A 12696-nucleotide genomic window follows, 5' to 3' on the forward strand; every position below is an offset into this window, starting at 1 on the left:
ATAATTTTTTCAAAATCAGCAGTGAAATTAATAAAATATCAACAGATAAGAGGTGTACATTTTTTATGAAGCATGTAAAAGGGCGTTTGGATGAAAGTATATTAGTTTGCGTTTACTACGGCTTAAATGGCGAACGTTTAATACGTCGTGGTCACAAGATGGCCTCCATGCTAGATTGCCCACTCTATATTCTTTCAGTCGATTCGCAACCCCTTGATGCATTTGACGCAGAGAAATCTAGTTATATTGAGCAGTGGAAGAAGTTATCAGATGAACTAGAGGTTGAAAAATTCATTTTGCAAGATAATGAAAAACGCCCCATACAGAAAGTAATTGCAGAAGTCGCAAAAAATTATGGAATTTCTCAAATTATCGTAGGGCAAAGCGCTCAAAGCAGGTGGGAGGAAATTACTAAAGGTTCTTTCCTCAACGTTCTGTTAAAAGAAGTTCCTTTTGTGGATTTTCATATTGTTGCTGTTCAACGTCCAACAGATGATGATGCAAATGAAACATACGAAAAAGGAGTACGTGCTTACTTAATTAAAGAGCAGGAAGACTTCAAAGTAGCCTTTACATGCCCTAAATATGTATCGATTGAAGGGATATTTTTCAAGGAAATCGGCACAGATTTTGATAATGGCATTTTCAAGTTCACTTACAACGATAAAATGCATGAAGTCCATATTTCAGAAGGCTATGTGATCGATCAAGAGAAGCTTCCTGCCGAATTTTTAGCCCCATTAAGACAATAAAAAACGCGTCCTAGACGCGTTTTTTTATTAAACTACAGGAGATGCGGGTTTATCCTTCGGTAAGAAGAAAGCAACTAACAATAATAAAGGTAATAACGAAACAACTATCATTGTAAAATCAATACCCTTATGATCCATTAATACACCGATAACCATCGCACCTATTGCTCCCATACCAAAGGCAAAGCCTGTCGTTAAGCCAGCCATTGTGCCAATTTTTGTAGGGACGAGTTCCTGTGCATAGACCACTGTCACGGAGAAGCTAATCATAATCAATGTACCGATAATGACTAAAAAGATCATAGCAGCCCATAATGGCACATAAGGTAATGCTAAACAAAATGGCATTGGTACTACAACAGAAAGGATGATGACGTTTTTCCTCCCAATCCTGTCAGACAAAGAGCCGCCGAAAAATGTACCTACTACCCCAAATGCCATGAAGAGGAAAATAAGTATTTGCCCTAGTCGTAGACTGACATCATAATGATCCATCAGATAAAAGACGTAAAAGCTTGTTATATTTGTTGTATAAAATGATCGCGCAAAAATAATAGTAAACAATAAAGTTAAAGCAATCCCTACTTGTTTCTTTGTTAAAGGTGGCAATGATGAAACTAAAACACGTTTTTTCTTCGCCTCACGTTCTTGCTCCAATTGTTTCTTATACCATCCTGCAATCTTACTTAATAATATAATTCCAAAAGTTGCCGCCACTAATACGATTGCTGCACCACGCTGACCAAAAATATCAAAAATATAGGCGCTAATCAATGGTGCAAGAGCTTGCCCTGAGTTTCCTCCAACTTGATAAATAGATTGAGCAAGTCCCCTTTTAGAGCCTGCTGCCATAAATGATACTCTAGATCCCTCTGGGTGAAAAATTGCCGAACCAAAGCCTAAAAATAATACTGCAATAAGAATAATCCAATACTGTGTTGTGAACGCAATAATAGCAATGGCTATAAAAGAACTTATCATTCCTATCGGTAACGCATATGGCATTGGCTTTTTATCGCTGACAAACCCTACAATAGGCTGTAAGGCAGAAGCAAATATATTTAAGACAAATGATATGAGTCCAATTTGTGTGAAGGTCAGTCCTAACTCACTTTTGAATATCGGAAACATCGCTGGTATTACTGCTTGCATCGTATCATTGATTAGGTGAGCAACACCTATTGCAATCATTATTGGATAGATAGGATTTGCCACATTTAATTGATTATTCATGCTGCCACCTCGCTCTTATAAATTTTGGTTATTTTTGATTGTCGCATACTATCAATCATTTTGCACAAGCTATGTTTCGACAGCTGTAAAAGGAGTTGATATATGCATGGAAAGCTTTATTCATGCTCATTTTTGGGAAATGATTCTTCGAACAACGCTTTCATTTTTTGTCTTACTTATTCTGGCTCGTATCCTTGGGAAGAAGCAATTAGGTCAACTAACGTTCTTCCATTATATTACGGGTATCACATTTGGATCGATTGCCTCAGAAATTGCCTCACAAGAAGAAACGCCTTTTTTAGACGGTATGATTTCCCTTATTTGGTGGAGTGCTTTAACTTATTTAATGACCATTATTACAATTAAGTCTAAAAAGGCACGCGTACTGATTGATGACAAGCCTACGATTGTTGTACAAAATGGTCTTATTTTAGAATCAGCTTTAAAGAAAAATCGTTTGCATATGGACGAACTAACAATGATGCTACGAGAGCAAGCCATTTTCTCTGTACAGGACGTCCAGTACGCATTGCTTGAAACAAACGGGAAGCTTAGTGTGCTGCAAAAAACATCTGAACAAGTTGCTACGAAGCAGGATGTTAAAGCAGATGTTTCGCCACCTACCTATTTACCTACTGAGGTTATTTCTGATGGTCAGCTTATTAAGGAGAATATTGTGGAGCTTGAGTTAACAGAAGACTGGGTAATGAAAAAGTTAAAAAAGCAAAACGTGCAGTCAGTTGAGGATGTCTTTTTTGCACAAGTTCAAACAAATGGTTCCTTATATATCAGCTTAAAAGATAAAGCGAGACATTCAAGCCCATAATTGCTTGTTTGTCTCGTTCTTTTATTAATCAATTTTAACAATATCTAATGGTGTAATAATTCCAATTAATTTTTGATGTGGTTTGCCATGCTCCGTTATTAATAATGCCTCAAAACGCCTACCTCTTTCTACTCCCTGTTTAAATATTTCCTCTGCCTCATAAATCGTAATGTATCTACTGACGAATTTATAATTCACCCTATTTTTCTCATGCATTAAAATATCATACAACGTCGGAATACCTTTCGGTAAATGATCGCCACCCATCTTTGAAGCAAGCCAATTGGTGATTCCTACGGTTGTGATAAGTCCTTTAAATTGTCGATTATAATAGACAGGGAACTGTGTATATTTTCGTTGGCGAATTACTTTTAAGACATGTGCTAGTGAATCATTCTCTTGAAAAACAAAGACTCTCTTTCGAAACATTTGCCCTACAAGCATAGGCTTAGCAAGAGTAGCATCTATGTATTCAATTCTTTCTACAACATCAGTATGTGGTTCTGCAATAACATAGTTTAAAGCCGTACGATGATGTACAATGGCATTTCGCAAATCAGCGTATGAGCGTAAATCATCTTCATATTTTTTCACTAATACCTCTTTTTTCTTCGCTTGATCAATAAGCCGATAAAATGGCATAAAATCCTTTATGCCTACGATATCTCTTAATCTCTGGTCTATCCGATTAAACGCTGTCAGAAAACGATCGGAATTTTCAGTTCCCACTTTGTATAAACCTTCTTTCTACATGATCTTTTTATTTTCCGAGTTATTTGACAAATTTCGAGTTACATCCCCATTATATTCCTAAGTTATGGAAATTCCAAGAAAGTAATTTTGTTAGCATTTGTATGTATTTTCCCTCTTGAAAGTTACGTTACGTCATTTTGTATAATGGCAATAACAGGAGAGGGGATGGTTATTTTGCTTACGATTCACACTGTATCAAAACAAACTGGTATATCTGTTCGAACATTACGTTATTATGAGGAGATCGGATTATTACTTCCAACAACAAGGACTGATGGAGGACATAGGATTTATGGTGAGAATGAACTGAAAACACTACAGCAAATCGTATTTTTAAAAGCATTAGGATTTAAATTAAAAGAAATTCAAACACTTCTTCATAATACGTGGGATTGGGAAGCTAGCTTAGATCAGCAATTAGCTTTTCTAATAGAAGAGCAAAGAAAACTTCAACAGATGGAGAACGCTATACACGGATTAAAGAATGCTTCAGCTATTGAGGGAGGGTTAACTGAGTCTCTTATTCAAAAATTTATTCAGCTTTCCAATCGAGATCAAGGGAACAAGCAAGCATTGTGTAAGCAAATTTTTGCAGCTGCCGAAATAGAACTTCTTCAAAAACTTCCTAATGTCAATCGTAATGATCCCAATACTTTAGAATGGATTGGTTTGTTAGGTCAGTTAGAACAACTTAGTAATGAGAGCCCTGAAGCAGTTTCAGTACAGAACATTATTAAACGAATGATGGAAAAGTCACAAGTAGAATTCGAAGGAAATGAAGAATTTTTAGAAAAAATGTGGGCAATACGTAAGTCTCCTCAAAAATCTGAACAGATTGGATTATATCCCATAGAGGAGGATTTTCTGCATTTTATCGAACAGGCTTTCCATGTTTATGAAACAAAAAAGGCATTCGGTGATCCTAAGTATGAGCAATGAAATACTGTTGTTGGTTGGCGCTTTAGCTTTATTAGATATGTTTAGTCCCTCTATTATTGGTGTTACCGTCTATTTATTACTTGTGGCTAAAAAGCACCAATTGCGACTTGTCCTTACCTATTTGATAACTGTTGCACTATTTTACTTTAGCACTGGCATTTTTCTAATGCTGGGTCTAGATGTCATATTTGATCCAATCGCTAATTTGCTAAGCAGCTACTCTGCTCGTTTAACCATGACCATTGTGGGCGGAATTTTATTCATAGGTAGTTGGCTAGTACCAAAGAAAAAGACAACGGGAGCACCTAGACCAAAAACTTTACATGTTAGTGCTATGATAGCCCTAGGTTTCACTACTTCTATTTTAGAAGTTGCAACAGCTCTCCCTTACTTTGCAGCAATTGGCATTTTAACGAGCCATCATTTATCGTTCTATGAATGGTTACCAATATTGGCAGGTTACAATTTGATGATGATTACACCTGGAATCATCCTGCTTTGTTTCCATCTTTTATTCCGTCGATATATGCATCAGCCCTTAAGAAAAATTCAATCACTTTTTGATCAAAGTACAAGTTCTGCCCTTTCATGGATTATGTTTTTTGTTGGCCTAATTTTGTTAATCAATGGTGGCATGATCTAAAATAAAAAAACGGTAAATATCCGTCAAAAAGGGATTTTTACCGTTTTTATTTCTTTATATTTTTGTCATAGGCGCATTTTTCTTCATCATGACGATCCCAATACTAATACAGAGCATTGTCAGTGCTACAGTAATTATCAGGCTCCACCAGTAATCTGACATCGCCATTGTGCCTCGAGCTAGCAAAGTTCCATAGCTCGCTAATTTCCAAGGAGATATTGTCCAAAAAAGACCCACTATCATATCTACTATTTGTCCTACAAAGATAACCGTAAAGGCACATGTCGTAGCTATAATAGTTTTAAAACTGGCACTCATCATTAAGGTTACAGCGATGACAAATAGTAGCCACACATAATACGTAAAAAAGATTGCAAACAGTGACCCAACTTCTAAAGTTCCGTATAGGATACTAGTGTAGTAGATATTCGCCGCAAAGCCAGCTAAAATACTTACAAAGCCAACTGAGCTCATAACGATAAATTTACTCATAAAATAGGCGCCAAAAGAAATCGGGCGGACATATAATAAGGTAGCCATCCCACTAGCACGTTCTTTACTAATGATACCCACAAAAGTAGCCATCATCACTAACAATCCTATTGTTTGAAACTGTCCTATAGAAGCTTGTATTAAGTCAACTGGCATTAATTCTGGCACTAACATTTCAAAGCCTTCGGGTACGTTCCCAACAGCATTTAAAATATCCATCATATAATAATTTGTCAGCGGGTCACTCATTCCTAGCAGAGCAAACACAAGAGGTATCCATAGAAATTTCCAGCTCCGCCAAGCCTCTCTAAATTCCTTTTTTAGAAGTACACTGAATCCCCTCATGCTTTTTTCGCCACCTTCATGAAAATTTCCTCCAAAGATGCTGTTTGTCTCTCCACTTTTCGTATCGTATATGGGCATATACTTAAACGGTGCAATAACTCCTTCATCGTTGGCTCTTCATTCAAAATATTTATATACACATAGCATCCCTTTACACTTTCTGTTGGGCCTGCAAATAGCCTTGCCTCTTCTTCATTATTAAATTCAACTACATAACTTTGCTCATCAAAACGTTGGCGTACCTCACGTAATGTTCCTTGCTCTACTAGCTTGCCATCCTGCAAGAATAATAACTGATCTGTCATTTCCTCGGCATCATTTAAAATATGTGTTGAATATAAAATAGTTGTCTCTTGTTGCAATCCTTTTAATAAATCAAGGACTTCCCTACGACCAACAGGATCTAATGCTGAAACAGGCTCATCTAATAGCAGTAATTTAGGCTTATGCACAATTGCCTGGGAAATACCTAGACGTTGCTTCATTCCACCAGAAAAAGTAGCAATCTTTTTATGTTGTGCGTTTCCTAGCCCTACAAACTCCAATGTTTTTTGTGCTTCTAATTTAGCCTTTTTTGCTGTGATACCATTCAGCCTCGCAGCCATCTCGGTAAACTCTAATGCACTAAGCCAAGGATGAAACTGAGGATATTGTGGCAAAAACCCTATATTCGAACGTACATCCCCATTCAGCATTCTTACACTCCCAGCAGTAGGTTTTAAAAGACCTGTTAACATGGATAATGTCGTTGTTTTACCAGCACCATTTGGACCAATTAAAGCTGTAGAAGTCTTTTCTTCTAAAGTAAAATGAATATCATCCACAACTTTATGCTCTGCAAATTGCTTTGTTAAACCCGTTACTTGAAGTAATGTTGTCATGACTGCTTTCTCCCTACAATAAAGTACGCAATGGACCCTAATAAATTAGCAAATATAATAATAAATACCCATAAAATTTTAGGACCGTTGGTTGCATGTATTTTACGTAAGTCTATAAGTGCTACAATCATTAAAATAATTTGGACAATGATAAGTGGCGCAATAACAGCCCATGGCACCTTCGCTAATTCCTCCATCATACAGATCACCCCATTAGTTGTTATATATTTACTATAACAATTTTGTTCTAATATGTATAGAACAATTTTATGACAAGGAATAAAAAAGAAGATGCACCATCATCGGTACATCTTCATCTCTAGCTTTGTTTATATAGTTGTTGCAAAGCATCTTCCATTTTTGGTCGAATGGTTACTTGTGGACGAGCTTTTTTTACTGCTGTTTCCGCTTCCTCTAATGAATTAGCCATTCCTAGCTCCATTAACAAGGCTGTTGCGGCAACACCTGCACGACCACCACCACTGCCACAATGGACATATACTTTCTTACCTGCCTCATAGGCTGTAGCAATTTCTTTCGCTACTTGTTGAATGGAAGGTGCTACCTCAATATCTTCATCTGCAATAGGCATATGCTTGTATGCATAAGATACAGCTTCTTGCTCTTGTGATGAAAGCCCCTTAACACGAACATCTATCACTACATCTACTGATTCTTGTGCAAATGCAGCCTCCGCATCCTTTGCACCACCAAAGAATATTTGATCTTTTACTAAAACATCATAGTTTTTTTCCATACTTTACCCACTCCATATGTTTATTTCAGTAAATGCTTAATATCCTCATAATACGGTAGAGCGGTTAATGCCCCTGCTTTCGTAGCAGCAAATGCCCCTAATTTATTTCCAAAGCTTGTACAACGAACTAGTTCTTCTTTCGTCGTAGGTAAGCCATTGTAATGGACATCGCGTAATACACCTGCCATAAATGCATCTCCTGCACCTGTAGTATCCACTGGCACTACTTTCTCAGTAGGTACATGGATAACCTCACCATTCAGCACGGCGTAAGTTCCGTTTTCTCCTACTGTGATTAGAATAATAGGGACAAGATAGCTATTTAGTTGTTCAATACCTTCTTCTAAGCTCGTTGTCTCTGTCAGGAAGAATAATTCATCATCTGTCACCTTTAAAATATCTACATCTTCAAAAAATGACGTTATTGTTTCTCGGCAAATTTCCTCACTACTCCAGCGTAAGGGGCGAATATTCGCATCCATCGCAATAATTGCACCCTTGTCCTTTGCCATTTCTACAGCAGCTCGAGTTGTAGCAAGTGCTGTTTGATGGAACATAGTACCTGAACATACTGTTAAAGCTGAGGCGTGTTTAAAGGCTGCTTCATTTAATTGTGATGGTTCGACTTGTAAGTCCGGTGTTTCATCGACATAATCTTTAAAAATTCGCTCGCACGCTTCTGTTAGATGAACATATACACCACTTACTCGCTTAGCCGGATTAAATATAGCATAATCTAGCTTTACCCCCTCTTGTGCAAGTCCATCACGCACAAATTGAGAACCCTCGTCATCTCCGGTAATTGTAATTAAGGCTGATGGCGCTCCAATACGGCTAATACCAGCTGCAACATTAACCGTTGCGCCACCCATATATTTAGTAAATGATGTGTTTGTTACATCATCAGCAATATAGTCAATAAAAGCATCTCCATAGACTAAAATAAAATCCTTCTCTTGCTTTGTCATGATTGTCCTCCTGAAAGTCTAGTCATTATAGATTAACACGAAAATTGTCATTCTATAAAGGTTTAACTTTGAAGAGCATGTCTGAAAATTTGAGTCATTCTCTATCTTTGTTATACTTGCCTATAGAAAGGTAGGGATTTTCAAGATGAGTATTACAATTCGACAAGCGCAACCAGATGATGCCCATGCTGTTGTGCCTCTAATAATCGATGCAATTGGTGATATTGCAAATCGCTTAACTGGCGAGCAATCGTCCGAAGCCGTTAGTCAAGAGCTGACAATTCTTTTTCAACGTGACGACAATCGACATTCTTATTTAAATACCTTTGTCGCAACTGAAGGTGAGCAAATTTTAGGGATTCTCGTTTATTATTTTGGCGCACAAGCCGTTGATATGGATGCTAACCTTGTTAAATGGCTAGAAGAAAAAAATGCACCGTCTATCATTATTGATCAAGAAGCCCATGAAGATGAGGCCTATATCGATACTGTATGTGTATCACCACAAGCACGAGGCAAAGGAATCGGAACCTTGCTATTACAGTTTGCGGAAGAGCTTACAAAGCAGCGTGGTTATAAAAAGTTATCACTAAATGTTGAAACTCAAAAAGAAGATGCACGCCGTCTTTATGAGCGTTTAGGTTTTGTTATTACCGAGCCATGGTCCATAATTGACGAACCATTTCATCATATGGTGAAACAGTTTTAGGAAGTGAACAACGAAAATATGAAAACAAATTTTCTTTACCCTCTTTTGATCGTTATTGCATCTAGTAGCTATGGTATTTTGTCGACTATTGTCAAAGTAGCCATGCAACATGGCTTTACATCAGCAGAGGCTGTATCAAGTCAATATATTATTGGCTTTATACTCGTAGTAGCTATTTTTATTTTTACAGACAGGAAATTACCAAAGCCCTCCAGAAAAGGCTTAGCTATATTAATTTGTGCTGGTATTTTTACTGGGACGACAGGTATCGTATACGGGGAATCGCTAAAGTATCTTCCCGCTTCTCTTGCAGTAGTCATGCTATTCCAATTTACATGGATTGGTCTGCTGATTGATTGTGCACTACATAAACGTTTACCAAGTCGCCCTGAAGTGATTTCGATCATTATTTTATTTGTAGGAACTATTTTAGCGGCAGGTGTATTAAATGTAGATTTAAGCGGCATCCCTATCCAAGGATGGCTATTCGGCTTTGCGGCAGCCGTCACCTTTGCCTGCTTCATACAATTCAATTCTCGACCTGTCGAAGGCGTTACAACAACATCAAGGGTATTAATCGTTTCCTTTATAGCCCTTATGATGATAGGTATTTTCCTTAGCCCTGAGGTTATTTGGAACGGCAAGTTATTTATGCAAGGCTTATGGAAATTTGGACTAGCCCTTGGTCTTTTCGGTATCATATTACCGATATACTTATTTTCAATAGCCATCCCCAAAATTGGTGGTGCACTTGCTTCAATTTTAAGTGCCATTGAATTACCCGTTGCAGTTACTGTTTCTGTTATTGTGCTACATGAACCTTTAACAGCTATACAAATCATCGGGATTCTTCTCGTTATTGCAGGTATGATGCTACCAACGATTGTTGCACAACGTCGACAAAAAGATAGCTTCTTAGAGGTACATTCTTAAATAGTCAAAAAAACTCCTTGAAAATGGAATACTCCTTTTCAAGGAGTTTTTTTAACTTTACAAAATGCCTTTGCTAATGGATTGGTGCTTCGCTATGATGAAGGTAAGTTTAATTTTTTAATAATTCTAACATTAATGATATCCCTTCGTATTATACTGCAATATGCAAGTAACTTACTTTAAGAAGGGGGAAGTTGATGAAAAAACACCATATTCTTAGTCTTTTCCTTATCTTTCTGCTATTGTTTTTAACTGCCTGTAACGGCAAGGAACAGCAAAATTCCACAAGTAATTCAGCAAATAACGACAAAAACGCTGATGGCGACAAGACAGAAGTAACAGCTACGACGCCATCAGGAAAACTTGTGATTTACACAGGTCGCGATGAGGAAATGGTGCAAAATGTGATCGATCAGTTTAATGAAAAATATCCAGACATTGAAGTGGAGTTTTTAACAATGGGGGCACAGCAAATTTTGGAGCGCCTCCGTGGTGAAAAGGCCAATCCACAGGCAGACTTTTGGTGGGGTGGTACTCAATCAGCACTCATGGTTGGGGCAAATGAAGACCTACTGCATGCTTGGCAGCCTAGCTTTATCAATGCCATTGATGCTGCCCATAAAGATGCCGATGGACGTTGGTTTGGCGAGATGTTGCTACCAGAAGTCATCATGATTAACAGTGATCTACTGACAAAAGAAACAGGACCGCAGGACTGGGATGACCTATTAGATCCTAAATGGAAGGATCAGATTTTAATCCGCGGCGTGCTTGCATCAGGGACAATGCGTACGATCTATTCCTCTATGATTGTACGACAAGATGCCAATTCACCAGATAAAGGCTATGAATGGTTATTGCAATTAGACGCAAATACAAAAGAGTATACACAGGATCCTAATGCTTTGTATTTAAAGCTAACACGTCAAGAAGGCAGTGTCTCCTTATGGAATCTTCAAGATATTTTATTAAAGAAATATACGACAGATTATCCTTTTGATTATATTTATCCAAAAAGTGGAGCACCTATTTTAGTAGATGGTGTAGCCGTTGTAAATAATGCGAAAAACTTAGAGAATGCAAAACTATTTGTAGAATTCCTATTTGAAAAGGAAATGGTGACACAGTTAGCGAATGATTATTATCAAATTCCTACACGTTCTGACATTGATAAAGCCGCTATGCCTGAATGGTATCAGGAGTTACATTTAAAAACATTCGATATAGATTGGCAGCTAATGTCTGACAAAGAAGCCGAATGGATGGAGTATTGGGATAACAATATTAAAGGGCGCGGCAAATAGTATAACTGGTAAAAATTCGGCTTATGCAGCGAATTTTTACCTTTCTGTATCATCTGGATTCTTTGTTAGAGAGGAGTTTATCATTGAGAAGTGTCAACATCGAAAATGTCTCGAAGCAATTTGGCCAAATGTATGGTGTGAAAGATTTAAACCTGGAAATCAAAGCAGGTGAGTTCTTTACTTTTCTCGGACCTAGTGGCTGCGGCAAGACCACTACTTTAAGAATGATAGCAGGCTTTTATTACCCTTCTAAAGGTAAAATTTTTTTTGATGAGCGAGATGTCTCTCGACTTCAACCAAATAAACGGAATATCGGTATGGTATTTCAAAATTACGCTCTATTCCCTCATATGACGGTTGATGAAAATATTGCCTTTGGTTTACAAGTTCGTAAATTTTCGAAGGCCGAGATTCAATACAAAGTTGATCGAATTAGAGGACAAGTACATTTAGCCGCTTATGGCAACAGAAAAATCAACGAACTATCTGGTGGGCAACAGCAACGAGTTGCTTTAGCTAGAGCACTAGTAATTGAGCCAGACATTTTATTACTCGATGAACCTCTATCCAATCTTGATGCCAAATTGCGTGAGGAAACACGTATTGAAATCAAACGAATTCAATCAGAGCTTGGTGTGACAACGATTTACGTTACGCATGATCAAATGGAGGCAATGGCTATGTCTGATCGAATCATGGTCATGGAGAATGGCCATATCAAGCAGATTGGAACTCCTCAAGAAATATATAATCGGCCTGTAGATCGCTTTGTAGCAAATTTCATTGGCGAAACCAACTTAATCGAAGGCACAATACAAGAAATAAATGACGAAGATATAAAAGTGAAAACAGCCAATGGACATATTTTTACTGGGCGAAAGCAACAAAGCTCTCCAACTTTAACGCATATGATTGGAGACAAAGTATTTATTTCAATTCGTCCGGAATCTATTCATTTAGGTGTTGGTGATAACACCTTAACAGGGAAAATTACCTTCGTTGAATTTACAGGTATAAGCGTGAATTACATTGTGGATTTTACTGCATTTTCACTCAAAGTAATGATTATCAATTCTTATGACCACATAAAAAAGCTCGGTGAAGACATTACAATCAATATTGCGCATGACTCACTATATTTTTTAGGAGAATAGGAGGAAG

15 protein-coding genes are annotated in these 12696 nt (G+C 37.5%); 8 read left to right on the forward strand and 7 right to left on the reverse strand.

Annotation, left to right across the window (positions count from 1 at the left end; translation table 11 throughout):
* Positions 1-65: 65 nt before the first annotated feature.
* Complete coding sequence (locus tag SJW71_RS23405) at positions 66-752, forward strand: histidine kinase (RefSeq protein WP_274795220.1); 687 nt, start codon at positions 66-68, stop codon at positions 750-752.
* 27 nt (positions 753-779) lie between these two features.
* On the opposite strand, the gene SJW71_RS23410 is transcribed toward SJW71_RS23405, so the two are convergent.
* A complete protein-coding gene (locus tag SJW71_RS23410; RefSeq protein ID WP_312507197.1) occupies positions 780-1985 on the reverse strand; it encodes an MFS transporter in 1206 nt (401 codons plus the stop codon).
* 106 nt (positions 1986-2091) lie between these two features.
* On the opposite strand from SJW71_RS23410, the gene SJW71_RS23415 reads away from it, so the two are divergent.
* Positions 2092-2811, forward strand: a complete 720-nt coding sequence (locus SJW71_RS23415; RefSeq protein ID WP_274795218.1) for a YetF domain-containing protein — start codon at positions 2092-2094, stop codon at positions 2809-2811.
* 24 nt (positions 2812-2835) lie between these two features.
* On the opposite strand, the gene SJW71_RS23420 is transcribed toward SJW71_RS23415, so the two are convergent.
* Positions 2836-3540, reverse strand: coding sequence for a CBS domain-containing protein (locus SJW71_RS23420; protein WP_431811625.1), 705 nt, complete (start codon positions 3538-3540; stop codon positions 2836-2838).
* 189 nt (positions 3541-3729) lie between these two features.
* Between SJW71_RS23420 and SJW71_RS23425 the strand changes: the two genes are divergently transcribed.
* On the forward strand, positions 3730-4503 hold the full coding sequence (locus tag SJW71_RS23425; RefSeq protein ID WP_431811626.1) for a MerR family transcriptional regulator: 774 nt from the start codon (positions 3730-3732) through the stop codon (positions 4501-4503).
* Positions 4493-5146, forward strand: a complete 654-nt coding sequence (locus tag SJW71_RS23430; RefSeq protein WP_322605221.1) for a GAP family protein — start codon at positions 4493-4495, stop codon at positions 5144-5146. Before SJW71_RS23425 ends, SJW71_RS23430 begins: the two co-directional genes overlap by 11 nt.
* 54 nt (positions 5147-5200) lie before the next feature.
* On the opposite strand, the gene SJW71_RS23435 is transcribed toward SJW71_RS23430, so the two are convergent.
* The 5 genes from SJW71_RS23435 to SJW71_RS23455 form a co-directional block, all read right to left on the reverse strand.
* Positions 5201-5983, reverse strand: coding sequence for an ABC transporter permease (locus SJW71_RS23435; protein ID WP_313471088.1), 783 nt, complete (start codon positions 5981-5983; stop codon positions 5201-5203).
* Positions 5980-6864, reverse strand: a complete 885-nt coding sequence (locus SJW71_RS23440) for an ABC transporter ATP-binding protein (RefSeq protein WP_322612085.1) — start codon at positions 6862-6864, stop codon at positions 5980-5982. Before SJW71_RS23440 ends, SJW71_RS23435 begins: the two co-directional genes overlap by 4 nt.
* Positions 6861-7064, reverse strand: a complete 204-nt coding sequence (locus SJW71_RS23445; RefSeq protein ID WP_016992404.1) for a PLDc N-terminal domain-containing protein — start codon at positions 7062-7064, stop codon at positions 6861-6863. Before SJW71_RS23445 ends, SJW71_RS23440 begins: the two co-directional genes overlap by 4 nt.
* Positions 7065-7183: 119 nt before the next feature.
* Positions 7184-7621, reverse strand: a complete 438-nt coding sequence (locus SJW71_RS23450) for a protein-tyrosine phosphatase family protein (RefSeq protein WP_274795212.1) — start codon at positions 7619-7621, stop codon at positions 7184-7186.
* A 20-nt stretch (positions 7622-7641) separates the two neighbouring features.
* Positions 7642-8589, reverse strand: a complete 948-nt coding sequence (locus SJW71_RS23455; RefSeq protein ID WP_431811627.1) for a carbohydrate kinase family protein — start codon at positions 8587-8589, stop codon at positions 7642-7644.
* A 145-nt stretch (positions 8590-8734) separates the two neighbouring features.
* On the opposite strand from SJW71_RS23455, the gene SJW71_RS23460 reads away from it, so the two are divergent.
* The 4 genes from SJW71_RS23460 (at position 8735) to SJW71_RS23475 (ending at position 12689) form a co-directional block, all read left to right on the forward strand.
* The gene (locus SJW71_RS23460; protein WP_274795210.1) at positions 8735-9298 is read left to right on the forward strand and encodes a GNAT family N-acetyltransferase; all 564 of its coding nucleotides are present in this window, start codon (positions 8735-8737) and stop codon (positions 9296-9298) included.
* A gap of 18 nt (positions 9299-9316) precedes the next feature.
* A complete protein-coding gene (locus tag SJW71_RS23465) occupies positions 9317-10231 on the forward strand; it encodes an EamA family transporter (protein ID WP_431811628.1) in 915 nt (304 codons plus the stop codon).
* Between the two features lie 197 nt (positions 10232-10428).
* Positions 10429-11535: an extracellular solute-binding protein gene (locus tag SJW71_RS23470; protein WP_431811629.1), complete on the forward strand. Its 1107-nt coding sequence runs from the start codon at positions 10429-10431 to the stop codon at positions 11533-11535.
* Positions 11536-11618: 83 nt separating this feature from the next.
* Positions 11619-12689 carry an ABC transporter ATP-binding protein gene (locus tag SJW71_RS23475; RefSeq protein ID WP_274795207.1) on the forward strand — a complete coding sequence of 357 codons (1071 nt, stop codon included), beginning with the start codon at positions 11619-11621 and terminating at the stop codon, positions 12687-12689.
* Positions 12690-12696 lie beyond the last annotated feature (7 nt).

This window comes from Lysinibacillus sp. FW12, assembly GCF_050817245.1.
In the GTDB taxonomy this organism is placed as follows: Bacteria; Bacillota; Bacilli; order Bacillales_A; family Planococcaceae; genus Lysinibacillus; species Lysinibacillus irui.

Excerpts from the sequence above, each read along its gene's own strand:
- SJW71_RS23405 (WP_274795220.1), top strand. The coding sequence starts at position 66 with ATGAAGCATGTAAAAGGGCGTTTGGATGAAAGTATATTAGTTTGCGTT.
- SJW71_RS23410 (WP_312507197.1), bottom strand. The coding sequence starts at position 1,985 with ATGAATAATCAATTAAATGTGGCAAATCCTATCTATCCAATAATGATT.
- SJW71_RS23415 (WP_274795218.1), top strand. The coding sequence starts at position 2,092 with ATGGAAAGCTTTATTCATGCTCATTTTTGGGAAATGATTCTTCGAACA.
- SJW71_RS23425 (WP_431811626.1), top strand. The coding sequence starts at position 3,730 with ATGGTTATTTTGCTTACGATTCACACTGTATCAAAACAAACTGGTATA.
- SJW71_RS23430 (WP_322605221.1), top strand. The coding sequence starts at position 4,493 with ATGAGCAATGAAATACTGTTGTTGGTTGGCGCTTTAGCTTTATTAGAT.
- SJW71_RS23435 (WP_313471088.1), bottom strand. The coding sequence starts at position 5,983 with ATGAGGGGATTCAGTGTACTTCTAAAAAAGGAATTTAGAGAGGCTTGG.
- SJW71_RS23440 (WP_322612085.1), bottom strand. The coding sequence starts at position 6,864 with ATGACAACATTACTTCAAGTAACGGGTTTAACAAAGCAATTTGCAGAG.
- SJW71_RS23445 (WP_016992404.1), bottom strand. The coding sequence starts at position 7,064 with ATGATGGAGGAATTAGCGAAGGTGCCATGGGCTGTTATTGCGCCACTT.
- SJW71_RS23450 (WP_274795212.1), bottom strand. The coding sequence starts at position 7,621 with ATGGAAAAAAACTATGATGTTTTAGTAAAAGATCAAATATTCTTTGGT.
- SJW71_RS23455 (WP_431811627.1), bottom strand. The coding sequence starts at position 8,589 with ATGACAAAGCAAGAGAAGGATTTTATTTTAGTCTATGGAGATGCTTTT.
- SJW71_RS23460 (WP_274795210.1), top strand. The coding sequence starts at position 8,735 with ATGAGTATTACAATTCGACAAGCGCAACCAGATGATGCCCATGCTGTT.
- SJW71_RS23465 (WP_431811628.1), top strand. The coding sequence starts at position 9,317 with ATGAAAACAAATTTTCTTTACCCTCTTTTGATCGTTATTGCATCTAGT.
- SJW71_RS23470 (WP_431811629.1), top strand. The coding sequence starts at position 10,429 with ATGAAAAAACACCATATTCTTAGTCTTTTCCTTATCTTTCTGCTATTG.